The organism is Paramesorhizobium deserti, assembly GCF_001558695.1.
Classification (GTDB): Bacteria; Pseudomonadota; Alphaproteobacteria; order Rhizobiales; family Rhizobiaceae; genus Paramesorhizobium; species Paramesorhizobium deserti.
Window position 1 is genome coordinate 1,425,001 of the sequence record NZ_LNTU01000001.1, and the last position, 23,590, is coordinate 1,448,590.

At 59.4% G+C, this 23,590-nt stretch carries 27 protein-coding genes, 1 tRNA gene, 2 rRNA genes and 3 pseudogenes (1 of these 33 cut by a window edge); 25 read left to right on the top strand and 8 right to left on the bottom strand.

Going from position 1 to position 23,590, the window contains the following annotated elements; all coding sequences use genetic code 11:
* The 3 genes from ATN84_RS06770 to ATN84_RS06780 all read left to right on the top strand — a co-directional run.
* Window positions 1-696, top strand: a 23S ribosomal RNA gene (locus tag ATN84_RS06770) (it extends 2,108 nt beyond the left edge of the window).
* Window positions 697-954: 258 nt separating this feature from the next.
* A 5S ribosomal RNA gene (rrf, locus tag ATN84_RS06775) occupies window positions 955-1,069 on the top strand.
* 153 nt (window positions 1,070-1,222) lie between these two features.
* Window positions 1,223-1,299 (top strand) — tRNA-Met (locus ATN84_RS06780).
* Window positions 1,300-1,370: 71 nt separating this feature from the next.
* Here the strand turns inward: ATN84_RS06780 and ATN84_RS06785 are convergent.
* The 4 genes from ATN84_RS06785 to ATN84_RS27445 all read right to left on the bottom strand — a co-directional run bounded on the left by ATN84_RS06785 (window position 1,371) and on the right by ATN84_RS27445 (window position 4,083).
* Window positions 1,371-3,068 carry a recombinase family protein gene (locus tag ATN84_RS06785; RefSeq protein ID WP_068880738.1) on the bottom strand — a complete coding sequence of 566 codons (1,698 nt, stop codon included), beginning with the start codon at window positions 3,066-3,068 and terminating at the stop codon, window positions 1,371-1,373.
* Window positions 3,069-3,084: 16 nt separating this feature from the next.
* Entirely contained in the window at window positions 3,085-3,465 is a 381-nt protein-coding gene (locus ATN84_RS06790) for a helix-turn-helix domain-containing protein (RefSeq protein WP_068880739.1), read from the bottom strand.
* Window positions 3,455-3,778 carry a type II toxin-antitoxin system HigB family toxin gene (locus tag ATN84_RS06795; protein ID WP_068880740.1) on the bottom strand — a complete coding sequence of 108 codons (324 nt, stop codon included), beginning with the start codon at window positions 3,776-3,778 and terminating at the stop codon, window positions 3,455-3,457. The genes ATN84_RS06790 and ATN84_RS06795 overlap by 11 nt, the downstream gene beginning before the upstream one ends.
* 95 nt (window positions 3,779-3,873) lie before the next feature.
* Window positions 3,874-4,083 carry a hypothetical protein gene (locus tag ATN84_RS27445; protein WP_068880741.1) on the bottom strand — a complete coding sequence of 70 codons (210 nt, stop codon included), beginning with the start codon at window positions 4,081-4,083 and terminating at the stop codon, window positions 3,874-3,876.
* Window positions 4,084-4,561: 478 nt separating this feature from the next.
* Between ATN84_RS27445 and ATN84_RS06805 the strand changes: the two genes are divergently transcribed.
* From ATN84_RS06805 to ATN84_RS06825, 5 genes and pseudogenes are all read left to right on the top strand, one after another.
* Window positions 4,562-6,955 (top strand): ParB/RepB/Spo0J family partition protein, encoded by a 2,394-nt coding sequence (locus tag ATN84_RS06805; protein WP_068880742.1) that lies wholly within the window; start codon window positions 4,562-4,564, stop codon window positions 6,953-6,955.
* A 117-nt stretch (window positions 6,956-7,072) separates the two neighbouring features.
* Window positions 7,073-7,429, top strand: coding sequence for a hypothetical protein (locus ATN84_RS06810; protein ID WP_068880743.1), 357 nt, complete (start codon window positions 7,073-7,075; stop codon window positions 7,427-7,429).
* A pseudogene (locus ATN84_RS06815) lies at window positions 7,426-7,799 on the top strand (DUF2958 domain-containing protein). Before ATN84_RS06810 ends, ATN84_RS06815 begins: the two are co-directional and overlap by 4 nt.
* A gap of 72 nt (window positions 7,800-7,871) precedes the next feature.
* Window positions 7,872-8,117 (top strand): hypothetical protein, encoded by a 246-nt coding sequence (locus tag ATN84_RS28065; RefSeq protein WP_342027670.1) that lies wholly within the window; start codon window positions 7,872-7,874, stop codon window positions 8,115-8,117.
* Window positions 8,118-9,144: 1,027 nt separating this feature from the next.
* Window positions 9,145-9,456 carry a DUF736 domain-containing protein gene (locus ATN84_RS06825; RefSeq protein ID WP_068880744.1) on the top strand — a complete coding sequence of 104 codons (312 nt, stop codon included), beginning with the start codon at window positions 9,145-9,147 and terminating at the stop codon, window positions 9,454-9,456.
* A 135-nt stretch (window positions 9,457-9,591) separates the two neighbouring features.
* Here ATN84_RS06825 and ATN84_RS06830 read toward each other — a convergent pair whose 3' ends face one another.
* Genes ATN84_RS06830 through ATN84_RS27230 form a run of 3 tightly spaced genes read right to left on the bottom strand, consistent with a single transcriptional unit; the run spans window position 9,592 to window position 10,351 of the window.
* Entirely contained in the window at window positions 9,592-9,975 is a 384-nt protein-coding gene (locus ATN84_RS06830) for a type II toxin-antitoxin system VapC family toxin (RefSeq protein ID WP_068880745.1), read from the bottom strand.
* A complete protein-coding gene (locus ATN84_RS06835) occupies window positions 9,972-10,172 on the bottom strand; it encodes a type II toxin-antitoxin system VapB family antitoxin (protein ID WP_068880746.1) in 201 nt (66 codons plus the stop codon). The genes ATN84_RS06830 and ATN84_RS06835 overlap by 4 nt, the downstream gene beginning before the upstream one ends.
* A 14-nt stretch (window positions 10,173-10,186) precedes the next feature.
* On the bottom strand, window positions 10,187-10,351 hold the full coding sequence (locus ATN84_RS27230) for a hypothetical protein (protein WP_161939556.1): 165 nt from the start codon (window positions 10,349-10,351) through the stop codon (window positions 10,187-10,189).
* Window positions 10,352-10,594: 243 nt separating this feature from the next.
* On the opposite strand from ATN84_RS27230, the gene ATN84_RS06840 reads away from it, so the two are divergent.
* The 17 genes and pseudogenes from ATN84_RS06840 (at window position 10,595) to ATN84_RS06915 (ending at window position 22,049) form a co-directional block, all read left to right on the top strand.
* Window positions 10,595-11,437, top strand: a complete 843-nt coding sequence (locus tag ATN84_RS06840) for a DUF932 domain-containing protein (protein WP_068880747.1) — start codon at window positions 10,595-10,597, stop codon at window positions 11,435-11,437.
* Window positions 11,438-11,805: 368 nt separating this feature from the next.
* The gene (locus ATN84_RS06845) at window positions 11,806-12,084 is read left to right on the top strand and encodes a DNA -binding domain-containing protein (RefSeq protein ID WP_068880748.1); all 279 of its coding nucleotides are present in this window, start codon (window positions 11,806-11,808) and stop codon (window positions 12,082-12,084) included.
* Window positions 12,085-12,251: 167 nt separating this feature from the next.
* A pseudogene (locus tag ATN84_RS28115) lies at window positions 12,252-12,326 on the top strand (transcriptional regulator domain-containing protein); the annotation flags it as partial.
* A gap of 49 nt (window positions 12,327-12,375) precedes the next feature.
* Window positions 12,376-12,999, top strand: coding sequence for a DUF2285 domain-containing protein (locus ATN84_RS06850; RefSeq protein WP_068880749.1), 624 nt, complete (start codon window positions 12,376-12,378; stop codon window positions 12,997-12,999).
* 113 nt (window positions 13,000-13,112) lie between these two features.
* The gene (locus ATN84_RS06855; RefSeq protein WP_068880750.1) at window positions 13,113-13,391 is read left to right on the top strand and encodes a helix-turn-helix transcriptional regulator; all 279 of its coding nucleotides are present in this window, start codon (window positions 13,113-13,115) and stop codon (window positions 13,389-13,391) included.
* A complete protein-coding gene (locus ATN84_RS06860) occupies window positions 13,391-14,251 on the top strand; it encodes a replication initiator protein A (protein ID WP_082766108.1) in 861 nt (286 codons plus the stop codon). The genes ATN84_RS06855 and ATN84_RS06860 overlap by 1 nt, the downstream gene beginning before the upstream one ends.
* A 271-nt stretch (window positions 14,252-14,522) precedes the next feature.
* Entirely contained in the window at window positions 14,523-15,002 is a 480-nt protein-coding gene (locus tag ATN84_RS06865) for a DUF2840 domain-containing protein (RefSeq protein ID WP_068880751.1), read from the top strand.
* Window positions 14,999-15,559, top strand: a complete 561-nt coding sequence (locus ATN84_RS06870) for a S26 family signal peptidase (RefSeq protein ID WP_068880752.1) — start codon at window positions 14,999-15,001, stop codon at window positions 15,557-15,559. Before ATN84_RS06865 ends, ATN84_RS06870 begins: the two co-directional genes overlap by 4 nt.
* A gap of 35 nt (window positions 15,560-15,594) precedes the next feature.
* Window positions 15,595-15,921: a DUF736 domain-containing protein gene (locus tag ATN84_RS06875; RefSeq protein ID WP_068880753.1), complete on the top strand. Its 327-nt coding sequence runs from the start codon at window positions 15,595-15,597 to the stop codon at window positions 15,919-15,921.
* A gap of 59 nt (window positions 15,922-15,980) precedes the next feature.
* The gene (locus tag ATN84_RS06885; RefSeq protein WP_244490986.1) at window positions 15,981-16,934 is read left to right on the top strand and encodes a lytic transglycosylase domain-containing protein; all 954 of its coding nucleotides are present in this window, start codon (window positions 15,981-15,983) and stop codon (window positions 16,932-16,934) included.
* Window positions 16,931-17,143 (top strand): hypothetical protein, encoded by a 213-nt coding sequence (locus ATN84_RS06890; protein ID WP_068880756.1) that lies wholly within the window; start codon window positions 16,931-16,933, stop codon window positions 17,141-17,143. Before ATN84_RS06885 ends, ATN84_RS06890 begins: the two co-directional genes overlap by 4 nt.
* The gene (locus tag ATN84_RS06895) at window positions 17,144-18,892 is read left to right on the top strand and encodes a relaxase/mobilization nuclease domain-containing protein (RefSeq protein WP_068880757.1); all 1,749 of its coding nucleotides are present in this window, start codon (window positions 17,144-17,146) and stop codon (window positions 18,890-18,892) included. It abuts the gene before it with no gap.
* Window positions 18,893-18,938: 46 nt separating this feature from the next.
* Entirely contained in the window at window positions 18,939-19,223 is a 285-nt protein-coding gene (locus ATN84_RS06900; protein WP_244490987.1) for a type II toxin-antitoxin system ParD family antitoxin, read from the top strand.
* Window position 19,224: 1 nt separating this feature from the next.
* Window positions 19,225-19,359: pseudogene (locus tag ATN84_RS28070) on the top strand (type II toxin-antitoxin system RelE/ParE family toxin); the annotation flags it as partial.
* A gap of 37 nt (window positions 19,360-19,396) precedes the next feature.
* Window positions 19,397-19,525, top strand: a complete 129-nt coding sequence (locus ATN84_RS28075) for a hypothetical protein (protein ID WP_342027673.1) — start codon at window positions 19,397-19,399, stop codon at window positions 19,523-19,525.
* A gap of 119 nt (window positions 19,526-19,644) precedes the next feature.
* Window positions 19,645-21,642, top strand: coding sequence for a conjugal transfer protein TraG (locus ATN84_RS06910; protein WP_068880758.1), 1,998 nt, complete (start codon window positions 19,645-19,647; stop codon window positions 21,640-21,642).
* Between the two features lie 5 nt (window positions 21,643-21,647).
* A complete protein-coding gene (locus ATN84_RS06915) occupies window positions 21,648-22,049 on the top strand; it encodes a CopG family transcriptional regulator (RefSeq protein WP_068880759.1) in 402 nt (133 codons plus the stop codon).
* A gap of 505 nt (window positions 22,050-22,554) precedes the next feature.
* On the opposite strand, the gene ATN84_RS06920 is transcribed toward ATN84_RS06915, so the two are convergent.
* Window positions 22,555-22,923 carry a Dabb family protein gene (locus ATN84_RS06920; RefSeq protein WP_068880760.1) on the bottom strand — a complete coding sequence of 123 codons (369 nt, stop codon included), beginning with the start codon at window positions 22,921-22,923 and terminating at the stop codon, window positions 22,555-22,557.
* Window positions 22,924-23,590 lie beyond the last annotated feature (667 nt).

Genomic DNA, 23,590 nt, shown 5'->3' on the forward strand with positions numbered 1-23,590 from the left:
ATGTCTAACTGCGGCCCGTCATCCGGGTCCAGGACAGTGTATGGTGGGTAGTTTGACTGGGGCGGTCGCCTCCTAAAGAGTAACGGAGGCGCGCGATGGTGGGCTCAGAACGGTCGGAAATCGTTCGTCGAGTGCAATGGCATAAGCCCGCCTGACTGCGAGACAGACAAGTCGAGCAGAGACGAAAGTCGGTCATAGTGATCCGGTGGTCCCGTGTGGAAGGGCCATCGCTCAACGGATAAAAGGTACGCCGGGGATAACAGGCTGATGACCCCCAAGAGTCCATATCGACGGGGTTGTTTGGCACCTCGATGTCGACTCATCGCATCCTGGGGCTGGAGCAGGTCCCAAGGGTATGGCTGTTCGCCATTTAAAGCGGTACGTGAGTTGGGTTCAGAACGTCGTGAGACAGTTCGGTCCCTATCTGCCGTGGGTGTAGGAATATTGACAGGATCTGTCCCTAGTACGAGAGGACCGGGATGGACGTATCTCTGGTGGACCTGTTGTGGCGCCAGCCGCATAGCAGGGTAGCTATATACGGACGGGATAACCGCTGAAGGCATCTAAGCGGGAAACCCACCTGAAAACGAGTATTCCCTTGAGAGCCGTGGAAGACCACCACGTCGATAGGCCGGGTGTGGAAGTGCAGCAATGCATGCAGCTTACCGGTACTAATAGCTCGATCGGCTTGATCGTTCTCATTATCAATGCTCATCGCCTAAGCGATGAGCATCAGTTTTGTCTTGTCCTCGCGCCGTAAGCCCTTCGGGCTGGCTCCGGACGGGGCGCGACGGCCAGTCGGCCTTGCGAAGCTGAAGCTTCGGAGGCGATTGTCCGGAAACGATGGAAAAAAGCAGAAAGAAATAGAACCAGCTTCTCATTTTACCCGCATGATCTTATCCGAAAAGTCTGCAACTTTTTGGAATCATGCGTAATGACTTTGCGCTTTGCCGACCTGGTGGTTATGGCGGAGCGGCTGCACCCGATCCCATCCCGAACTCGGCCGTGAAACGCTCCAGCGCCAATGGTACTTCGTCTCAAGACGCGGGAGAGTAGGTCGCTGCCAGGTCTGCTAATCGCAAAGTCAAGAAAACCATCTTCTCATCACAGCAGGCAATCGTCGCTTATGCCTCATGCATAAGCCCCGAATTGCCAGACAATCAGTTCTCGCATAGTGCCATAACAGCATTCAAATCATGCTTCGACTATGCAAACGCTTTATCGCGGGGTGGAGCAGCCCGGTAGCTCGTCAGGCTCATAACCTGAAGGCCGCAGGTTCAAATCCTGCCCCCGCAACCACTGATACCGACACTCCCGTTGCGAAAGCGCCGGGAGTTTTGTTTTTTATAGCATTCGGTAGCTCGTCAGGCTCATAACCTGAAGGCCGCAGGTTCAAATCCTGCCCCCGCAACCACTGATACCGACACTCCCGTTGCGAAAGCGCCGGGAGTTTTGTTTTTTATAGCATTCCCAATGGCTTGCCGCTCGACCCAGTTCAGGATTGTGCCGAGTTCGCCATAAAGCATCGCATCGATCTCGCCACGCTTCGGGCCAGGACGAAGCACGATCTTCTCGATCAGCGCCCGCAGCGCTTCCGCAGCCTCGGTTCGCTCTTCCGGCCGGTTCAACGCCTCCGTCAGCCGGCCGACCTTCTTCGCATAGATCGCAGCCGCGCTCGGCAGAATGTCGGGCTTGTCGTCGGGCGCCTCAGCGAGAAGGGCGGTCAGTTCCAACTTACGCGCCTCCAGCTTCTCCATTCTCTCTTTCAATGTCAGGGGAGGAGCGCCGGCCAGGATGGCATCGACGGCCTTCTCCAAGTCCCGCTCGATCTTCTGCAATTCCACCTTCCAGGCATCGCCGTTCGAGCGCCGCTCGCGGTTGAGGCGATTGACCTCGTCGGCATAGGCGCGCATCGCCTCGGCAGCCACGTCCGGCGACATCATCCGGTCCTTAAGGCCGGTGAGCACCCGCCGCTCCAGCTCCTCGCGTGCGATTGTGGCGCCGTTCGAACAGGTGCCCTTGCTGACATGGTTCGAGCAGGCGAAACGATCCGCGCCGCGCAGCGAGTAGGGGCCGTCGCAGCATCCGCAGAAGATCAGTCCGGAAAGGAGCGACTTCGCACGCCGCACACCGGCAAGCCGGTTCTTTTGATGGTGTCCCCGGACGGCCTCGGTGACGTTCGCATATTTGTCTGCGATCTCGTTCTGGCGCGCCCGTACCACCTGCCAGAGTTCGTCATCGACAATGCGCAGGTGCGGTACCTCCGTGACGATCCATTCGGATTGCGGATTGAGCCGCGACACGCGCTTGCCGGTCGACGGATCCTTGATATAGCGCAGCCGGTTCCAGATCAGGCGGCCGATATAGAGTTCGTTGTTGAGGATGCCGGTGCCGCGCTTCACATGGCCGCGGATCGTTGTGTCGCTCCAGAGCTTGCCCCCCGGACCGGCAATGCCTTCATCGTTGAGCTTTCTGGCGATCGTACGCGGGCCGATGCCGGCGGCGAAATCGCGGAAAATGCGCCGCACCACCTCGGCTTCGCGTGGATCGATCTCGCGGTCACCGCGGATCGGCTCCCCGCGTGCATCCACCTGCTTCACGACCTTATAACCATAGCACAGCCCACCGCCCGACTTGCCGTCTTCGACACGGCCGCGCTGGCCGCGATGGGTCTTGGCGGCAAGGTCTTTCAAGAAGAGCGCGTTCATCGTGCCCTTCAGCCCGACATGCAGTTCACTGATCTCGCCTTCCGCCAGCGTCACGATCGGCACGCCGGCGAATTTGAGATGCTTGAACAGGCTGGCCGTATCGGCCTGATCGCGGCTGATGCGGTCCAGCGCCTCGGCCAGCACAATGTCAAACTGGCCAGCCTGTGCATCCTGCAAGAGCATCTGGATACCTGGCCGCAGGATCACGGTGGAACCGGAAATCGCTGCGTCCTTGTAGCAACCGACGACTTTCCAGCCCCCGCGTTTTGCTTGCTCCCGGCAAATACGAAACTGATCCTCGATCGAGGCTTCGCTCTGATTGTCGGAGGAGTAACGAGCGTAGATCGCAACGCGGGTCATCGGCTGTCCTTTCGCGTCAGGCTGCCTTTTCGATACGGCTTGGCCGGATCAGCACTTCGGCCGATATGCCAAGGCGGTCATGCAATTGCCGGATCATCTCGATGGACAGGCCACGCCTGCGATTGAGGATTTCCGATGTGCGGTTGCGGGTTCCAAAGATCGGCTCGAGATCCTTGCGTGTCAATCCCTGCTGCTCCATCCGGAATTTGATCGCTTCGATCGGATCCGGTGGGTCCATCGGATAATGCTTCGCTTCATAAACCTCGATCAGGGTCGCCAGCACATCGAGACGGTCACCGTCCGGTGTACCGCTCTTGGCACCCCACAAGCGCTCGACTTCGGCAAGTGCAGCGTCATAATCCGCTTCGCTGCGAATAGGCTTCAGGTCAGTCGCCATGCTTCACCTCTGTTACATCGATCCTGTCATATGCCTTGTGTGTGCCGATCCATTTGATCCAGACGATACCTTTCTCGAAATCGACCGACACCACGAGGCGATAGTCATTGCCCTTGATGTTGAAGACGATCCGTTCGGCGCTGACGATGCTCGCCGTGGCGTAAAGCCGCTTCACATCGGCGGAACTTGCCCATTCCGCCTTGCTGACCTCATCAAACCAGGCATCGAGCGTCGCCTTGACGGCCGGCTGATCTTTTTGCCCTGCGAGGCTTTCGACAAATTCCCGCAAGCTTCGACGGGCAATGATCCTCATGAAACGACCCTATAACGATCCCATTCAGGGATCAATGGCAATGTAAGAATATTCTGGCAGGCAATGCCTGTATCGGGATGGGAATAAGCAATCGCTTACGACACCATGTTCCGCGTTCGGGCATTATTCGAGCGACGCTCCAACGCCGTTTTCTCTTGAAACAGCTCCCGCGCCATCTGCCGGCCGATCAGGCGGGCGAGGGCGATGATCGCCTCATCGGCTATTCGCCCCCGAACCGCTTCCTCTTCCAACAGGTCGGAGGGCGGAAGGACGTCGATCCTGATCCTGTCACGTTGCGGTTTCATGGCGTCCCTGGCTCGTATGAGAGTGTTAGCGAAACCATCGAGACTCGATCAGCCCGGAAAGACAACAGGGCGGGCCGCATCGCGCGGCAAAGAGGATACTCCGAACTACAATAAGGACGGTCTGATTGGCCGGTCTAGACCTGCCCGATGAAATCCACGCCTTCCTCATGAAATAAGGAGCGCTTCGCGCACTTTGTTCTGATCGGCCGCGGCTGAAGCCTTGCCGCTCATGAGGGGAAACCAAGGGGTCTTAACCCCTTTCTCCCCTCAAGTTCCGCCTGCGCATGGCAGGGTCGCCTGCTTCTCAGGACGGCCCACTTCTTCCGCCGCCATCATTTCCCAATCCGTCCCGCTCGCCGCGCAGCCCGGCCACGCTCGCCGGCACTTGTCCCCTTCCATCCCCGCGCGCTCACGCGCCCCCGGAAGGCATGTCGGGGGACATGCCTTCGGCATTTGACTTAAGGAAAGGATAGGAACAATGGCAAGGACTGCAAAGAGGACGAAGGCCGTCACTGTCGCGACGGTCGAAGATGCGGCGGAGGTGGTGGCGGCATTGCCGGCGCCGGAGCCGGAAGCCGCCATGACGGCGGAAGTCGAAACCGTGGCGGATGCGGAAGCCGCGACCGGCACGGAAATCTTCATTCCCCTCAACAAGCTAAAGAAGTCGCCGCGTAATGCGCGCAAGACCCCGCATAGCGAGGCGCATATCGAGGCGCTGGCGGCCAGCATCGCCGCCAAGGGGCTCTTCCAGAACCTTGTGGTGGAACCGGAAGTGAACGAGGCAGGCGAAGCAACCGGTTTCTATTTCGTGACCATCGGAGAGGGTCGCAGGCAGGCGCAACTTTTGCGCGTCAAGCGCAAGGAAATCAAAAAGACGGAAGCCATCCGTTGCATTCTGGATACCGCCAACGACCCGCAGGAAATCAGCCTTGATGAGAACGTGACGCGGGCGAACATGCATCCCGCCGACCAGTTCGAGGCGTTCCGTGAACTCGCGGAAAATCGCGGATGGGGAGCGGCGGAAATCTCGACCCGCTTCGGCGTCTCGGAGCATGTCGTGAAGCAGCGGCTTCGCCTTGGCGCGGTCAGCCTCAGGCTGATGCAGCTTTACCGTGATGAAAACCTGACGCTGGACCAGTTGCAGGCGTTCGCGATCACCGACGACCATGCGCGGCAGGAACAGGTTTATGCCGGTCTTGGCTACAATCGCGAGCCGTGGATCATTCGTCGCGATCTGACCCGGACCCATGTGCAGGCGAACGATCGTAAGGCCATCTTTGTCGGTCCCGAAGCCTATACGGAAGCGGGCGGCTATATCGTGCGCGACCTTTTTAGCGAAGATCGCGGCGGCTACTATGATGATCCAGCGCTTCTGGACCAGCTTGTTCTTGCCAAGCTGGAAGGCATTGCCGCCGACATTCAGGCGGAAGGCTGGAAATGGGCGGAAGCCTTTATCGACTTCCCCCACACCCATGGTTTGCGCCGTGTCTATCCGCAGGCAGTGGAATTGTCGGAAGAAGACGAAGCCGCCTATGCCGCAGCGAGGAAAGAGTTTGATCAACTGACAGCGGAATGGGAGAACACGGACGACGAGCTGCCCGCCGATGTGGACCAGCGTTTCGCGGAACTTGAAGCGGAAATGGAACGCATTGAAGCGGAGCGGGAAGGATACGGGGCGGACCAGATTGCCGGTGGCGGCGTGCTTGTTTGCCTCAATCATGACGGAACCGCCCGTATCGAACGTGGCTTTGTTCGGCCCGAAGACGAGGCGCCGGAACCGGAGGAAGACGAAGACGTGGACGGCGGCGGCGAAACCGTCATTGACGGTATGCGCGTCGATGAGGATGGCGAAATCATCGAAGACGGTTTCAGTCCGGACCCTGATGGACACGATGACGAGCAACCGGAAGGAGACGCAGGGCAGCCGATTTCCGATATTCTCACCCGAGATCTGACGGCACACCGGACGCTTGGCCTTCGTCTTACGCTTGGGGAACAACCGGATATGGCCTTGATTGCCGTCACCCATGCGCTCGCTGCACAGACATTCTATCTCGGCGCGAATGCCCATGCCCTCGAAATCCGCCCGATCAGCGCCTATCTCGCCAGCCATGCGGACGGCATCGAGGATACGGCGGCGGCGAAGATGCTGGCGGATCGTCATGCCGGATGGGCTTCGGACATGCCGCAGAACGTGGCGGACCTTTGGGACTTTATTGCCGGTCTGGACCCCGTGAGCGTTATGGCGCTGTTCGCGCATTGCGCATCGTTGACTGTCAATGCCTTGAAGCTGCCGTGGGAGCAGCACAGGCGCAACGCTTATATGGCCGCTGACAGGCTGGCGACCGCGCTTGCACTGGATATGAGCCAGCATTGGACGCCGACCGTCAGCGCCTATCTTGGCCGCGTGGCCAAGACGCATATCCTTGCCGCCATGGGCGAAGCCCTTGGCGACGAGGTGGCGAAACGGCTTTCGGGCATGAAGAAGCAGGAGATGGCGGAAGCTGCCGAGCAGTTGCTTGCCGGAACCGGATGGCTTCCGCCGTTGCTGCGCACCGAGCCGTCCGCAGGGCTGGACGTTCCGCAGGTGGAAGCCGAGGCCGACACCGTTGCGACCGTGCCGGAAGCGCCGGAAACGGCCGAACCGGAGGAACCCCGCGACCTGGAAGCGATGGCTTTCGAGATGCCGGACCCCGACGAGGAAGCCCCCGACCCGGATGCGCCGGAAGCCGATGAGCCGATCCCGGACACGCCGGACCCTGATGCGGACCTGCCCGCTGAACCGGAGACGGCCCCGGTTGGTCCGGACCCCGATGCGGAAGACGGTGGCGAGGACGTTGACGGCGACATCTTCCACGACGCTGCCGAGTGAACCGTCATGGCCGGAGTCGCCATGCGGTTCCGGCCTCTCCCGACAGCACGAGGACAAGTCCGGCCGCGCCGCAACGGCGCGACCGGAACCTCGACCCGGATCACTGGAACCACGACAATGAAAAGCTACTCCGAGCAGCGGGCAATGCTGGCCCGCATGGTGAAGGCTTGCGCGGAAACCCGCAATCACCTTTCCATCATCGAACGGCAGATCAGGAAGCGCGCCGAGCGCATGACGATCACCGCTCGCGTCAAGACCCGCCAGTATGGCCGTATGAAGTTCACATGGACCCCCGCCGATGAGCGTCAGTGTCAGGAGAACGCCGCGCAACTCCGCTTCGAACGGCGCGGCGAGGTCGACGCGCTGACCCGAAAGCTGGAGCGGCAGAAAGGCGCGATCCTCGCCTTTCGTGTCCGCTACCGGATCAACGAGGACGCCGACCTAAGGGATCAAGCAGGGGAGGCGGCGTCATGACAAGGCGATTTCCCCGTACCGAAACCCTGATCCCCGACGATCTGCGCGCTGCCCTGATCGCCAATGGCCGCGCCAGCGAGGAACAAGAGGATTTCGATCCGCGCCCTGTCGTGAAGCTGTTCACGCCGGACGGTTCCGCCACATGCTGATTACCGAAGCATACAAGGAACCGGATGGCGATTTTCGCCTGTTCGGGCTTTGCGATCTCGGGTTTGGCAGTCCGGAACTTGGCTACGTCATGCTGTCCGAAATTGAGGATGTGCGCGGCGGGCTTGGCCTGCCGGTCGAGCGCGACCTGTTTTTCAAACCGGCCCACCGCCTCAGCTACTACACGAGGATGGCCAGCCATGCCGGAAGGATTGTCACCTGAAACACGTTCCGGCGCGTCGGATCCCGATGTGCCGAAGCGGGTCAGTCTAAAGAACCGCAGGGAGACCCCGGAATGATTGCGCTGCTTACATTGTCCGTGGTGTTGATCGTCGCCATGTGTTCACTCGCCTACATGCTGGCGACCTATGCCGTGCCGTTCCTGTTCGCCGTCATGGTAACACGCTTTGCCTTCGCAACCGGAGCCGGGTACCCCGGCGCGGGCATTGTCGGCCTGTTCGCGGGTGTGGCATCGTACGGTTTCTTGCCTATCGCCACGCCAAGTTGCGCTTGCCGGAATTGCGTCTCCCCATCGTCCTGATATTCGGATCCCCGCTGCCATCGCGGGCTTCGCTCTTGTGGATGGTGTCGCTCGCGAAGCCGTACCTTCCAAAGTCTGGCGGAAAGCCTTTTCCCTCATCGGCGGCGCGTTTGTCGGCCTGTCGGCGCTAGCGAGGCTGGCCAATCCCGTTATGTTCCGTGAAGATCGCTGATTGCGTATCCGGGTTTTCCCGAATGGCATGGTATAGGCTGCAGGGAAGATATGGGCGTTGCCCTGTGGGCCGGGCCGTCGGCTTCACCCCCCGGCTTCCATTCCTAACGCAAGGGATGGCGGCGGCGGACATTCGCCCGGAAAAGCCCCACGTCCACGTGGCCGGACCGATGGCCTGTTCAGTCGATGGCACAGCAACATGAAACAGATCAGGGCAGTTCCCCGCTTTCCGCTCCCCGGCCATGCCCGCTATCCAGGGCGACCGAAGAGCAGAACAAGGAATCGTCCAGCTTCACCGAGAAGCAGGGATTGCCCGCGCTGGAGAGGCCGGCTCGTTCCATGCCGCCCCAAACCCGGCTGCTCCTGCAAACAGCAAGGGCGGATGTCCGGCCCGCTTTCGTTTTCACCTCGTGACGACCGTGGGGGAACTTCACCGACTTGACGTTGAGGTTGAGGGGGCTTGCACGGGGAGCCAGCCAAGCCGTTGTCGGCGCGAGAAAAAGTGCTGACCGACAGCAGCCACGCCATGATTTCCTTTTTCCGCGGACCGGACCACGCCCACCGCGATCTCGATTGATTTGGTCTGACCGAAGACCGGCGACGCAAGCGCCGCCTCGATCTCAATCCTGCAACGTCCGGCGACAACTTTTTTCCGCCGCCGGCCAGAAGGCCGGCTTTGCATCGCGAGACAAAAAAGCTGCCACCGGCCGCCCTCCATTTCATTCCGGCCCTAAGGACCACCCCATTGCGCAAGCGCAACGGGGACCCCGGTGGGTGCAGGCCGATCGTCCCCGGTCCATCGACCATCATCGAGACCGCGATGGGCGCGGCCCGATCAGCAGAAGGAAATCATGTCATGGCTACTATCGGCACTTTCTCCCGCACCGACAACGGCTTCGCTGGCTCGGTGAAGACCCTCAACCTCAACGTCAAGTCGGTGAAGTTCTTGCCCGTCGAAGGCGAAACCGAAAACGGGCCGGACTTCCGCGTGTTCGCCGGAGCCACCGAATTCGGAGCGGCATGGAAGAAGCAGTCCACCGCAGGCAACCCCTACCTCTCGGTGAAGCTGGACGATCCCTCATTCCCTGCTCCGATCTATGCGAGCCTGGTCGAGACGGAAAGCGAGGAACTGGCCCTGATCTGGTCGCGCCGCCGCGCCATGAACTGAACAGGCCATCGGCCCGGCCCCGTGAAAGCGGGGCCGCGCCATGCTCATGCCCGCCGCCGCCATCAATCATACGGAGCGCTTCGCGCGCTTTGTTTGATCGGCTACGGCTGACGTCTCGCCGATCATTTCAAAAGGCTAGTTTGTCGTGGTTGCAGATATATGCAAGTTCACGCCTGCTTTTTCAGCAGCCAGTTTCAGGCGCTTGTCGCGCGTCCACAGGCTGGCCCCTTGGTCGAGCAGAACAGACGCCAACAGATGGGCATCGGTATAGCCGATCCCCATGCTGAACAAACCATGACAGTCTATCATTGTCAGGATTTCATCATGTGTCGCGACTGGCGCTTGTCGCTGCACTGCCAGAAATCCGAGCACATTTGCCTGGTCTCGCAGACTGCCAAGCGCAAGTTCACCTGTTACGAACGGATGGCAAAACAGCAAGTCATCCTCGATAACCCTGCGCAACTCCGCATCGGAGTGGCGGAAGTGATCTATCCAGATCGACGTATCGACGAGGATCACCTTGCCACTGCGTTCCGGCGGCGCGGCGCAGCTTGGGCGTCGGGCATCGTTCCGCCCAGCGCGATCAGGCGCTTTCCAGATTCGACGCGCACGAGAGTTTCCAGCGCCTTGCGAATAACGCTCGACGTTTCCTTGGTGCCGGTCAAGGTCCGGGCCTTTTCCATGAGGCTGTCATCGATGTTGATAGTAGAACGCATCGGCTCGTCTCCGTCTAAGCATCATAAATGACATCGTTTGATGCTGATTTCAACGCCTGTATTGAAGTCAACGCAGAAACAACACGCACTTCGCTGCATTCTTGGCCAACGGCCATCATTACAGGGAGCGCTTCGCGCGCTTTGTCCTGATCGGCCGCGGCTGATGCCTTGCCGATCATGTGGGGAAACCAAGGGGGACTTTCCCCTTTCTCCCCACAAGCGCCACCTGCGCATGGCGGGGCCGCCCGCTGCGCAGGGCGGGTCATGGCTTTCATAGCCTTTATTTTCCAATCCGCCCCGCTGGCGCGCAACCCGACCACGCTCGCCGGCACTTGTCCCTTCCATCCCGCGCGCTCACGCGCCCCCGGAAGGCATGTCGGGGGACATGCCTTCGGCAATTACGGAAAAAAGGAATAAGGACCATGAATTACCATCTCGCTACACGGTTTGGTCGCAACAGCCACCAGATCAGCGGACGCGAAGCCCTCGACAATGAGGCGCTTTACCGGCACGTTCCGTCCATATTCGCCCGCGAAGCGCATGACAGCCGGTCGGAGCGTTACGTCTATGTCCCCACCATCGATATCGTGGAGGGGCTGCGCCGGGAAGGATGGTTCCCGTTTTTCGCCGTGCAGGCGGTTCCCCGCGATGGTGACCGTATGGGACACGCCAAGCATATGCTGCGTTTACGCCGCGACGATGGGATCGGTAAGCCGGAGGCGGCGGAAGTCATCATCGTCAATTCGCATGACGGCACTTCGAGTTACCAGATGTTTGCCGGAATGCTGCGTTTCGTTTGCACAAACAGCTTGGTCGCAGGCGAGCGTTTCGAGGAAGTCCGCGTTCCGCACAAGGGCAACATCCGGCATGACATTATCGAAGGGGTCCATACGGTCGCGGAGGATTTTCCGCGCCTGATCGACGCCAGCGAGGCGATGAAGGAAATCACGCTTACGACAGATGAACGCCATGTATTGGCGGAGGCGAGCCTTGTCGCCCGCTATGGCGAAGAAGAAAGCCCGATCCGCCCGGACCAGATCACAACGCCGCGCCGCCGGGAGGACAACGGACAAAGCCTCTGGATGACCTTCAACACCATTCAGGAGAACATGATAAGGGGCGGCTTGCACGGGCAGCGGCGCAATTCCGAAGGCCGTATTCGGCGCAGCCAAACCCGCGCCATCAACGGCATTGATCAGAATGTGACCCTCAATCGTGCGCTCTGGACGCTGGCCGAAGGAATGCAGAAGCTCAAGACCCGTTGACTATAAAAGCCGTGGAGCCGGCTTTCCGGCTCCACGCCTTTACTATCTCGCAGGCTGTTCGCCGTCCGTCGAACCGGATCAGCGCGGCCGCCGCTCGCCGGGCTGCGCCCGGCTCGCGATCCACTGCCCGACAGGCTCATTTTTTAAAGGACGTCTCTTATGGTGAATCCGACGCAGATTGACCGCCATGGAATCTTTCAAGTCCACGGCTGATGGGAAGCGGAGCAAGAGCCACCGCACCAGGAATGATAATCCTATAAGTACATCCGCCATAATACACGAGCGGCGTGTGAGGCCACGATGCGGTCTTTAAAACAACGCCACATTCTTATGACATGTTGCGAAACAGACAGGGGGAGGGAACGACGATGCAGAAACCTGAGCTTGATCCAGACGTTGCCGACAGCGCGCCGGATTCCCCAATCCTCACCGGCTATGATGAAGCGCATCTTGTCACCTATCTGCGCCTGCTCGACGCGGCGGACGACAATGCCGAATGGCAGGAGGTTGCCCGTATCGTGTTGCATATCGATCCGAAAGCAGAGCCGGAACGCGCACGGCGCGCATGGGAAAGTCATCTGGCACGGGCGCGCTGGATAGCGTCAAGCGGTTACAAACATCTGTTGCGAGGCGGTGCTCCCAACTAAATTCGTTTATCAGAAGGTTTTGCTGATATTGTATCAGTGGTTTGCGCAATAGCGATCTGGTTTTCCAATAATTACGTCTCCAATACTTCCGACCTTACTTTGTCCAATAGTAGTAGGAGTCTGGAATGTCCGAGTATGATTGGAAAAATCCCGCCGCTTATGCCTACATGAACGATCACGATGCGGAAGGGTTTGCTTGCGAATTTCTGCATCGTAATGAAGATTTCCACAAGGAATACAAAACGGCGTCTTCCGACGGTCGCGTAACCGATGCGTTTGCGGCAAAGTGGGGTGTTCGATTTTGCCCCCAAGGCCGATATTCGAAGGGAGCCGGTGTTCTGGACCTTCGAAGTCTTTCCTCGTGTTCTTCATCTCGCAATGACAAAGAAGGCCCTGTGGCCGTCCAGTTCGATCCCCATTGCGCGCCTGCCGGATGCCGATTGCCGCCTCGTCGGAAATGACCTTCATATATGCTGGCAGCCGGAAAACTATCCGCACAGGCTGATTGTCGTCAACGAATGCGGTGAGGCATGCTTCAATACCGTTCAGTTGCCGGTGGATGAAGCTTTCGACACTCGGCTCCACGCGGCGGGCCGCTTCTGGCGCCAGTTGAACGGGCGCGCTTCCGGTCCCGACTATGGGGCATTGCCGCCTCACAGCCGCAGGCTTGCCATCCTCACCTTGCGGATATTCGACGGTCGCAAGGCCGGCGCAACCTATCGCGAAATCGCCAATACATTGCTTGTGAACGAAATAATCCAGTCACGGGATTGGCGCGACCATCCCCTGAAACATCGCATTCGCGAGTTTCTCCGCAAGGCAGATCGCATGATTTATGACGGCGGATATCACGATCTGCTGTTCTATCCGCATCGGCGCGGCAAGCCTCGGGGCGGCAGGATCATCAGGGGGTAGGAAAGCACTGCCCCCTGTTTTTTGACATCCCTTTCGTGCCGGCTCTTCCGGCACCGTCCTTTTCGTAGGCCCCGACAGGTCGGGGCCGCATCGGAACGAGACGGAGCCGACATATGACAGAAGTCAGGAAGGAAGCCCCACAGCGGTTCCTCACCACCAAGGAAGCCGCCTTTGTCGTAGGAATCTGCAAAAGGACGCTCGAAAAGCATCGTACCTATGGCACCGGCCCGAAATACCGCAAGATCGGCGGTCGCGTGCTTTACGACATTGACGATCTGCGCGCATGGACCGAGATCGGCGCCCGCGTGTCCACCACCGATCCGATTGACGATTTTATTCGTCCAGCAAAGAGGCACGCAGCGCTTGCGCCGCGTTATGCGGGCAGGAAGTGATGCGCGATTCGATGGTGGGATCGCCACAACGCGAACTGTTTCATGCGCGGCCCGGCCCATTCGTACCGCGCGATGCGCAGGATCTCATGGCATGGCCGTTCTTCTCACTGGCCAAGTCGCGCCGCGTGACGCCGATCGATTTCCACATGGGTGATGTGTCAATCCGCGTTGAAGCCACGGCAGAGCATGGCATGGCGACGATCTGGGACGCCGATATTCTGATATGGGCGGCGTCCCAGATTGTCGATGCGCGTGACAAAGGGTTGCGAACCTCGCGCTTCATGTTCGCCACACCATACGAAATCCTCTCTTTCATCGGTCGTTCCGATTCAGGCGTGAACTACAGCAGGCTGAAAGCGGCATTGGACCGCCTGCAATCGACCACCATCGTTACCTCGATTCGCCAGCCGGACGAACGCAGGCGGCATCGCTTCTCGTGGATTGCCGAATGGAAGGAGCGGCTGGATACGGCAGGCCGGTCCACAGGCGTCGAACTGATCCTTGCGGATTGGTTCTATGCCGGCGTCATCGACGATGCGCTGATCCTGACCATCGATCGTGCCTATTTCGATCTGACAGGCGGGCTTGAACGCTGGCTATATCGTCTCGTGCGCAAGCATGGCGGTCGCCAGTCGTTCGGCTGGAGTTTCGATCTTGAGCACCTTCACCTGAAATCCGGCAGCATGTCTCATTTCCGGCGCTTCCATTTCGAGTTGCGCGCCATTGTCGAGCGACAATCTTTGCCCGGCTATCGCCTCGCGCTGGCTGATGATCCGGTCGGACGCCAGCGGCTTACCTTCCGTCCGGAGCAGCTGAAAGGGGCCATCCGACCACGTATGCGGACAGGAGACCGGCAATGAGCATCACTGCAACTGCCGTGTCGCTGCTGTTCGGTGGACAAGTTGTGGACGGAGCCGATCTATCGGGAACGCTCGAGCCCGTACCATCAGGAACGGGGTTCCCGATCTATCGGGAACGATGCCCCCTTGTAACCGACGGATTCCAAAAGCAGAATCCGGCCCTTTCTAACATTACTAACATCGAATCCTTCGGATTCTTCCTAACGTACCCTCCTGAAAATCACAGTTGTGGAAGAGCATTCGTGTCGCCTTTCGTCGGGAGGGCGAGCCTATGAAGGCAGGTACTTCCTCTCCTCGCACGCTGGTTCATCTGACATGGCGCGAGAAACGGATCGAGCAACGCATCCATTTCGGCCGGGTCGCGGCCGAGCAGCGCATCGACCGCCATCGCCGCGTCGTCAGCTTCGATCCGGGCGCCATCTTCGCCTTCGTCAGATGGGCAGCGAATGATTACGGCACCGTTGTTTCCCGTATCGATATTCTGCGCGCCGTCGCACCGGGAGAAAGCTACCAGACCGTGCCGTTGGTCGACCCTGGCGGTGAAATCCTGTTGCGCGCACATGGCTGGCCAAAGGTCGAAAAAGTGTTGAACGCCATAGACGCCATCGAGCGGATTGGTGTTGATCCGGTCGACGTTTCGCCGGATCACTGGCGGCATATTCACAACCGCCTGATCGTCAACGAGCCATTCAGCGGCTATAGCCGTGAGCAGCATCGCGCATGGTTGCTGCGGCGGGAGTTTCAGCCATGACCGCGCGCCACATGACACTTCTCGCAATGCTGGTCGGTACGGCGCTGATCGCTCTGCCGGTCTGGAACGCTCCCACCATTCGCTTGATCTGGAATGCATCGGCCAGCGTGCCGGTCGGCCTCTACCGGATCGTTCCCGCTGACCAGCTCGATGTCACCGATCTGGCCGTCGTCATGCCGCCCGACGATCTGGCCGGCTTCCTCGACGAGCGCCGCTATCTGCCGAAGGGCCTGCCGCTTCTCAAGCGCGTGCTGGCTCTTGCCGGAACCACCGTCTGCCGGAACGGCGCGGAGATCACCGCCTACGGCATGACCTACGGGAAGGCCCGCGAACGCGACGGCCAGGGCCGTCCGCTGCCCGTCTGGCAAGGCTGCCGGACGCTTCGCGCCGGTGAAGTCTTCCTCATGAATTGGGACTGTCCCGACAGCTTCGACAGCCGCTATTTCGGGCCGCTTCCTCTCACAACCGTTGTCGGCCGGGCGATCCCGCTCTGGACCGCCGACGATCCCGATCCGGCCGCCGAAAGCTCGCGCGAGCCGGTTTCCGACGAGCCGTGACGGCTCGTTTTCTCCAACAGTAGGAGTTTCCCGCAATGGCCCAGATAGGCACCTTCACCCGCAACAATGACGGCTTTTTCGGCCGCATCCGCACGCTCACCCTCGACGCCGAAGTGACGATCCTTCCCATCGATGAGACAGATGCCGAAAATGCGCCGAACCACCGCATCTTCGCCGATGGCCTCGAAGTCGGCGCGGCGTGGGATCGCACCGGCGAGCGCGCGGGCGCGTATCTTTCCGTCACCATCGACGATCCTTCCTTTGTCGAACCGATCCGTGCCCGTATGTTCGAGTCCGACACTAGGAAGGACGTCTGGAATCTCCACTGGACGCGCAAGACGCGGCGCGACGGTGAGGCGTGACGTTCATGCGCTGCCATTCTTCCCGCGAACCTTCAGGCTCACTCCCCTTGATCGATCGAGTGCCGATCACTCCCCTCGACCCGATCGCCCACCGGGCGGCCGGCGCGCGCAGCGGCGGTCAAGGGCGACGGCCGATTTTCCGGATAACGGACAGGTCTCACGACGATGCCCGTCCGGAAAATCCTGGCCGGCGGCGAAGCCTTGCCCTTGGCCAAAGCGAGCACGATGGCAGTCTGATGGACAATCGGGGCGGCGGACTTTGCGCCGCCGTTCCGGCGTTTGTGGCGCTTCTGATCGCCGCTACCATGAACGTCCCACCGTCATGCGCGGGAATGGCCGATCCTCTGGGGAACGATCAACCGTCGGCGCGTTCTGTCGTGGCCGCCGCATCGTCCGATCCGTGGGCCGGTCATATCACCGAAGCGGCGAAGCGTTTCGCCATTCCTAAGCGCTGGATACGCGCCGTCATGCGCGCCGAGAGCGATCATGATCCACACGCCATCTCGCCAAAGGGCGCAATGGGCCTGATGCAGATCATGCCCGCCACATGGACGGAATTGCGCGCCCGGTACGGCCTTGGCAACGATCCCTATGATCCCCGCGACAACGTTCTGGCGGGCAGCGCCTATCTCGCCGAGCTGTATGATCTCTACGGCTCGCCTGGTTTCCTCGCCGCCTACAATGCCGGTCCCGGCCGCTGCGAAAAGCATCTGGTTTCCGACGTTCCATTGCCGGCCGAGACGGTCGTCTACATGGAGAAGATCGTGCCGCTAATCAACGAACATGCCGCCGTTGCTTTTCGCGCGGCTGATCGTTCGACACGCGCTGGATGGTCCGTCGCGCCGCTTTTCGTCGGGCGTGCAGCGGTTCCCGTTGGCGGCAATCAGACAGCAGGCGATCATCCTTCCGACCAACAGGCCGGCATCGGCATGATCATCGATCTTTCGGCGCTCGCGCCGCCGTCCGAGGGCCTGTTCGTGCGCAGGTCTCAGGGGCAGGGGAAGCGGCCATGATTTTCACCATTCAAGGCATGACGGGGCAGATAGGCCAGCGGGAAAGGGAAGGCAGGATAAAGGCAGCAGGGTGCGGACGGTCGGGGTGTGGATTTCATCGTGATTTCAAAGGCTTATTTTCAATCTCACAGGGTGTTGCCTGCCTGGCACCCTTCTGCATCCTGCAACTATCTGTTTTTGCTCAGTTCTTACAGGGTTTTGGGGGCTAAATGGTCAAGGATGATGATTTTCGGGTTCGTCCGGGCCGTATTCGTTCCCGTGGCAGCCAGCGGGGCAAGCCATTCATCGCGCAAGTTCTTGCAGCGTCCCATCGTGCGGGAGGACCATCACCGGCACGCTCGGACAGCGCCTCATCTTCCAAGGGACCGCGCCGAAGCATGGGACGGGGCAGGGCGGCGACTCTGGCCGCCAGCCGCTTTCTCAACAATCGCTCGCGCGGCGTCGTCATCAAGGCCCGCGTCGTACGCAACACGAAAGGCGTCCGTTCGATGGCGGGGCATGTCGCTTATCTTCGCCGCGAGGGCGTCAGCAAGGATGGCGTGGCTGGCGGGCTCTTCGACGCTGATCATGACGATGTCGACGGTCACCGCTTCGCGAAGCGTTGCGGCGACGACCGGCATCATTTCCGTTTTATCGTTTCCCCGGACGATGCGATTGAGCTGGGAGACCTGAAAACCTTCGCCCGCGATCTCATGGCGGAGATGGAGAAGGATCTTGGCACGCAGCTCGATTGGGTTGGCGTCGATCACTGGAACACCGAGCACGCCCATCTGCATATCCTTGTGCGCGGTGTCGCCGACGATGGAGAAAATCTGGTTATCGACCGCGACTATATTCGCGAGGGAATGCGCAGCCGCGCGCGCGACATTCTTACCCAAGAGCTTGGGCCGCGTACCGATCTTGATATTCGCAGGTCGATCGAACGCCAGATCGAAACCGAACGCTGGACACAGCTCGACCGGGCGCTTGTTCGGCAGGCATCCATCGAGAACGGCATTGTCGATCTCCGGCCCGACCCGGATAATCGGCCTGACGAGTTTCATGTGTTAAAGGTCGGCCGCCTTCGCAAGCTGGAAAAGCTTGGCCTCGCCCAACTGGCCGGTGAGGGGCAATGGATTATCGACGACAAGGCCGAGGCGACATTGCGGGAGCTTGGCGAGCGCGGCGACATCATCAAGCGAATCCACCGCGGACTGACCGAAAGCGGAATCGAGTGGGCAGCGTCCGATTATGTTCTGGCCGGGGAGGTGACCGAATGTATTGTCGGCCGATTGGTGGCGCGAGGGCTAGACAATGAACTATCCGGTTCCGCCTATGCTGTAATCGACGGCGTTGACGGCCGTATCCATCATGTACGGCTGCCTGATCTCGATGCGGCCGGTGATTGCGCCCCCGGCTCCGTTGTCGAACTGCGTTCCTATGGAGATCGCGGCGCCCGCCGTCGCATGACGCTGGCCGTCCGTTCCGACCTGTCGATAGAAAACCAGATACAGGCCGATGGCGCCACCTGGCTCGACCGCCAGCTTTTCGGTAATGCCAATGCCGATCTGGCCGACAGCGGTTTCGGAGGCGAAGTGAAGGCAGCGATGGAAGCCCGTGCCGAACGGCTCGTCGAGGAAGGGCTTGCGGGCCATGGCGATGACGGCATTACCTTCCGCCGTAACCTTCTTTCGACCTTGCGCCGGAGAGAGCTTGAGCGCGTTGCCGCAAACCTGTCCGCCGAAACAGGACTGTCATGGAAACAAGCCGAAGCGGGCGACCATATCTCGGGTCTCTATCGCCAGCGCGTGACGCTTGCTTCCGGTCGGTTCGCTATGATCGATGATGGTCTTGGCTTTCAGCTTGTGCCATGGGCGCATTCGGTCGAACCGTATCTGGGCCGTCAGGTCAGCGGTATTGCCCGGAACGGGGGTGGTGTCGATTGGAATTTTGGACGCAAGAGAGGAATCGGCCTTTAAATTGGTGATGCGGACTCGCGGATGGCAATGGAAACGTGATATGATTATGTACGATCAGATCATACAGGAGGACCTCATGGCTCGTAGTTTCACACTCGGAGATCACTTCGATAAATTCGTGGATGCGCAGCTCCAGACCGGGCGTTTTAATAATGCCAGTGAGGTTATCCGCGCCGGACTGCGGCTGCTGGAAGAACAGGCGGAAGAACGGCAATTGCGTGTCGAGGAAATTCGCCGTTCCATCGAGGAAAGCCGGGCCGGTGGCAAGACCATTCCGGCGGACAAGGTATTCGATGCGCTGGAGGCCCGCATAAAGGGCATGGCCGGCTGACGTGGTTTCCTGTTCCCTTCATTTTGCAGCCCTTGCCGAACAGGATCTAACCGAAATCGCTCTTTACATCGCGGCCGATAATCCGGCGCGTGCATTGTCATTCACGGCCGAGTTGCGCGCTCATTGCAAGACGATTGCCGATAATCCGGAAATCTATCGCTTACGCGAGGAATATGGCCAGGGGTGTGCGTGTCGCCGTTCATGGACGCTACCTGATCTTCTACGCCGAACGCGAATCGGGTGTTGTGGTGATCGAACGAATCCTGCACGGCGCCCGTCATCTCGACTGGCTCGATCTGTAAGGCCCCGAGCGAAAATCGCCTGTCTTTGTAGGTCGGAGCGCGAAGCACGATAAAAGCTCCTTGAAAGGGTGTCCGTTAGGCATCCTCTATGTCTCCCGCCATTTTTCGCGGGAGAAGCCTTGTCTGCCACCAAGATCCTTTGGGGTCCAATACTGACAGTCCTCATCATTGTGCTCGCCTCCATCTGGAGCGCGACGCAATGGACCGCGTGGCGGCTTGGTTTCCAGCCCCAGTTGGGCGAACCGTGGTTCGAGATCGGCGATATGCCTGTCTATTCGCCGCCGGCAATTGTCTGGTGGTGGTTCTTCTACGACGCCTACGCTCCTGATGTGTTCATGACGGGCGGGATCATCGCCGCGTCCGGAGGCTTCGTCGCCATCGCTGTCGCAATCGGCATGTCCATATGGCGAGCTCGCGTGGCGAACAATCTCGCCACCTACGGTTCGGCCAGATGGGCGAGCGAACAGGAAATCCGTGGCGCTGGTTTGCTCGGCCCGGATGGCGTGGTGCTCGGCCGCTATCGCGGCGAATATCTCCGTCATGATGGTGTTGAGCACATACTATGTTTTGCCCCGACGCGATCCGGCAAGGGCGTCGGCCTGGTCGTGCCGACGCTGCTGACATGGCCGGGAAGCTGCATTGTCCATGACATCAAGGGCGAGAATTGGGAACTGACGGCTGGCTGGCGTTCCCGCTTCGGCCGCGTTTTGCTGTTCGATCCCACCAATCCGGATTCCGCCGCCTATAATCCCCTGCTGGAAGTGCGTCCGGGAGATGCGGAAGTGCGCGACGTGCAGAACATCGCCGACATTCTCGTTGATCCGGAAGGCATGCTGGAACGCCGCTCCCATTGGGAAAAGACGTCCCATTCGCTGCTGGTCGGCGCGATCCTCCATGTTCTCTATGCGGAACAGGACAAGACCTTGGCCGGTGTCGCTTCCTTCCTGTCCGATCCGAGGCGGCCTATCGAATTGACCTTGCGCGCCATGATGCTGACCAATCATCTTGGCGAGGCTGGTCCGCATCCCGTCGTCGCTTCCGCTGCGCGCGAACTGCTGAACAAGAGCGAGAACGAGCGATCAGGCGTCTTGAGCACGGCCATGTCTTTTCTTGGGCTTTACCGCGATCCTGTTGCGGCGAAGGTCACGTCACGCTGCGACTGGCGTATAGCCGATCTCGTATCGTCCGAAAAGCCGGTCACGCTCTACCTCGTTGTACCACCATCAGACATCAGCCGCACCAAGCCGCTGATCCGCCTGATCTTGAACCAGATCGGGCGCAGATTGACGGAGGACCTGCATGCGAGGGACCGCCGCCACCGCATGTTGATGATGCTCGATGAATTTCCGGCCTTGGGAAGACTGGATTTCTTCGAGAGCGCGCTTGCCTTCATGGCAGGCTACGGGATCAGGGCTTTCCTCATTACCCAGAGTCTCAATCAAGTCGAGAAAGCATATGGGGCCAACAACAGCATTCTGGATAATTGCCACACCCGCGTAGCCTTTTCCACGAACGACGAAAGGACGGCCAAAAGGCTCAGCGACGCGCTCGGCACCGCCACCGAAATGCGGGCGATGAAGAACTATGCCGGTCATCGGCTTTCGCCGTGGTTGGGGCATCTGATGGTGTCGCGGCAGGAAACCGCCCGCGCGCTGCTGACGCCCGGAGAGGTGATGCAGCTCCCGCCAACCGATGAAATCGTGCTCGTGTCCGGCCTCTTTCCCGTCCGCGCCAAGAAAGCCCGATATTTCGAGGACAGGAGGCTGTCGGAGCGCATCCTTCCACCGCCGGCGATTTCGCCAGCTCATCCGGCCAGCGGCGGTTCCGACGATTGGGCGGGCCGCGTCGCATCGGCTCGTTGCGAACCGCCCGCATCGACCGGCGCGGCGCTGTCGGCCACATTGGACGAGAGCGATCCGGACAATTCCGGCATTCGCAGGGAACCCGAATTGCCGCGCCATGAGGACATCGATCCGCGCCAAGCGCCGCAAAACGAATTCGAATTGCTGGAGGACGATCCCGACGACGAGGTGATTCATTCCAGCGCCTTGCGTCGCCAGATGCTTGGCGTGGCGCGTCAGGTCTCGCTCGATCCGGATGATGGATTGGAGTTGTGACCGCCATGAAGCAGCAGCTTTCTGTATACCTCGAACCCGATCAGCTTCGTGCTCTCATCGCCTATGCCGACCGGCACAAGGTCTCGAAATCTGTTGTCGCGGAGGCGGCCATCGCCTCCTTCCTGTCGCCTGACACCGCGGAACGGCAGGAAGCGGCCATCACTCGCCGTCTCGACCGGCTGACCCGCCAGCTGCAGCGCTGCGAACGTGACATTGGTATCTCAGTCGAAACGATCGCGCTCTTCGTTCGCTTTTGGCTGATCTCCACGCCGGCGCTTCCAGAATCCTCGCACGCTGCCGTCCGCGCCAAGGGGCTCGAACGTTACGAGAGCTTTGTCGAGGCTCTCGGCCGGCGACTTGCGAAAGGGCCGCGTTTACAGCAGGAATTACCGGATGATGAGGAATGATCAAACCCGCAGTTGCCGGCAGAGCCCAGGAAATCGTCCGCCAACCTGCGGCCTTCGCCAGAGATTTATGAAGGAATGAGAAACCAGTTTGGCGACAAAGCACCCCGGTCACTTTAGGACCGACATACCTATGGCCGCTGATAGCCTTGCAGCAAGAGGATAAAATATTCTCGGCTTGTTGGTGCAGGTATCGTCACTCATCGATGTTTTATTATTGGTGCTGGGTTGCGATATTGGCCCCCCGCCGCGTCGGTCAAGCCCTTCTGCCAGAAGACAATGAACCGAACTTCAGATTCAAGTGACTAGCGCTCGGTATCGCGTTCGAAACGGCCGCAGCCTTGGCCGGGAATTTGCCTTCACCCGCAGCATCGAGCTTGGACGAGACCGGGGACACATGGCAATGGTCCTGTTGAGGCGTGCCCGGTTTCTACAATTCCACCATCGGCTTGGAAAGGGTGCGTTCCGGAAAAAAACGAGTTCAATACCCAAGAGAATGAGAAGCTTGTCAGACCTCTACTGAATCGAACACGCGGATCTTCACCCAGTTCGGATTGCTCTGCGGGATGAAGTAGTTCACATGCGCGTCGGACATCTGATATTCGTCATGCGCCTGACGGTCGGCCCATACCATGTGGAAGGCGACGTCGAAATTATCTTCGTTGTGGAGATAGGCGACCTGCTTGTGACGCGTAAGGCTATGCGCCAGCACCGTTGCGAAAAAGGATAGCTCACCGGGGTGATTGGTCAGATATTTTCTTCCCAACTCCAGCTGCTTCGCAACGGCGGCAGCACTCTTGTCCTTCAGCGTGATGTAGATGGAATGATGAATATGACCATTGGCATGCGTGCTTGATGTGGTTTTCTTAGCTGCCATGACAGGGCTTATGTCAGATGTAGAGTTCATATGCCATCTCTTTCAAAGAAAAGGATCGGAAGAATGCGAAGCATTAAATACTTATATAGCTGTTTTTTATTTCAGTCATAGAAAGTTTATTCGCAAAAAAATGCAGATGATTGATCCATAATATTAAAATTATTTGCATATCATGCAATAGCAATATTAATAATATATTTATGCTATCGGATTGTATCTTCGCTAAAAGTGGGGCCTGGGATTGCGAGCAGCATATTAGCTGCCCGGAAAGGGGAAGCCTTGTCTGCTTCGGGGAGAATGTCGGAACAAAGACAGGCCTTCAAGGCCATGCCGCTTCGCCGGTGGCGCTTCGCACCAGCGGGCGTAGATCGCGCCCTTCAAATCAGGTCTCCCGTCATCAGGAGCCGTTTGAGCCTTGCTTGGTTCTTTGCGCCTCGAATTCTGACGCCACTGCCTGCACCGTAGACGGGCGAGTTGGACGAGGTGGGGATCCGGCTCGCCGCGCGGCGTGAAGGTCAACTCTGGCGCATCGAGAAGCATCGCTTCGAGCTCGCTTCGCGAAACCGCAGTCTTCGATATGCGTGCTTCCTGGGTCATACTCAAAGAATTCACGCCGAAACCGCAAAAACAACTGAAATCAAAGGCGAACAGGCGGCATCAGCAGGCG

Bases quoted from the DNA above. Each gene is read 5' to 3' on its own strand.
- ATN84_RS06785 (WP_068880738.1), bottom strand. From the start codon at position 3,068: ATGACCCGCGTTGCGATCTACGCTCGTTACTCCTCCGACAATCAGAGC.
- ATN84_RS06790 (WP_068880739.1), bottom strand. From the start codon at position 3,465: ATGGCGACTGACCTGAAGCCTATTCGCAGCGAAGCGGATTATGACGCT.
- ATN84_RS06795 (WP_068880740.1), bottom strand. From the start codon at position 3,778: ATGAGGATCATTGCCCGTCGAAGCTTGCGGGAATTTGTCGAAAGCCTC.
- ATN84_RS27445 (WP_068880741.1), bottom strand. From the start codon at position 4,083: ATGAAACCGCAACGTGACAGGATCAGGATCGACGTCCTTCCGCCCTCC.
- ATN84_RS06805 (WP_068880742.1), top strand. From the start codon at position 4,562: ATGGCAAGGACTGCAAAGAGGACGAAGGCCGTCACTGTCGCGACGGTC.
- ATN84_RS06810 (WP_068880743.1), top strand. From the start codon at position 7,073: ATGAAAAGCTACTCCGAGCAGCGGGCAATGCTGGCCCGCATGGTGAAG.
- ATN84_RS28065 (WP_342027670.1), top strand. From the start codon at position 7,872: ATGATTGCGCTGCTTACATTGTCCGTGGTGTTGATCGTCGCCATGTGT.
- ATN84_RS06825 (WP_068880744.1), top strand. From the start codon at position 9,145: ATGGCTACTATCGGCACTTTCTCCCGCACCGACAACGGCTTCGCTGGC.
- ATN84_RS06835 (WP_068880746.1), bottom strand. From the start codon at position 10,172: ATGCGTTCTACTATCAACATCGATGACAGCCTCATGGAAAAGGCCCGG.
- ATN84_RS27230 (WP_161939556.1), bottom strand. From the start codon at position 10,351: ATGATCGGCAAGGCATCAGCCGCGGCCGATCAGGACAAAGCGCGCGAA.
- ATN84_RS06840 (WP_068880747.1), top strand. From the start codon at position 10,595: ATGAATTACCATCTCGCTACACGGTTTGGTCGCAACAGCCACCAGATC.
- ATN84_RS06845 (WP_068880748.1), top strand. From the start codon at position 11,806: ATGCAGAAACCTGAGCTTGATCCAGACGTTGCCGACAGCGCGCCGGAT.
- ATN84_RS06855 (WP_068880750.1), top strand. From the start codon at position 13,113: ATGACAGAAGTCAGGAAGGAAGCCCCACAGCGGTTCCTCACCACCAAG.
- ATN84_RS06860 (WP_082766108.1), top strand. From the start codon at position 13,391: ATGCGCGATTCGATGGTGGGATCGCCACAACGCGAACTGTTTCATGCG.
- ATN84_RS06865 (WP_068880751.1), top strand. From the start codon at position 14,523: ATGAAGGCAGGTACTTCCTCTCCTCGCACGCTGGTTCATCTGACATGG.
- ATN84_RS06870 (WP_068880752.1), top strand. From the start codon at position 14,999: ATGACCGCGCGCCACATGACACTTCTCGCAATGCTGGTCGGTACGGCG.
- ATN84_RS06875 (WP_068880753.1), top strand. From the start codon at position 15,595: ATGGCCCAGATAGGCACCTTCACCCGCAACAATGACGGCTTTTTCGGC.
- ATN84_RS06890 (WP_068880756.1), top strand. From the start codon at position 16,931: ATGATTTTCACCATTCAAGGCATGACGGGGCAGATAGGCCAGCGGGAA.
- ATN84_RS06895 (WP_068880757.1), top strand. From the start codon at position 17,144: ATGGTCAAGGATGATGATTTTCGGGTTCGTCCGGGCCGTATTCGTTCC.
- ATN84_RS06900 (WP_244490987.1), top strand. From the start codon at position 18,939: ATGTACGATCAGATCATACAGGAGGACCTCATGGCTCGTAGTTTCACA.
- ATN84_RS28075 (WP_342027673.1), top strand. From the start codon at position 19,397: ATGGCCAGGGGTGTGCGTGTCGCCGTTCATGGACGCTACCTGATCTTC.
- ATN84_RS06915 (WP_068880759.1), top strand. From the start codon at position 21,648: ATGAAGCAGCAGCTTTCTGTATACCTCGAACCCGATCAGCTTCGTGCT.
- ATN84_RS06920 (WP_068880760.1), bottom strand. From the start codon at position 22,923: ATGGCAGCTAAGAAAACCACATCAAGCACGCATGCCAATGGTCATATT.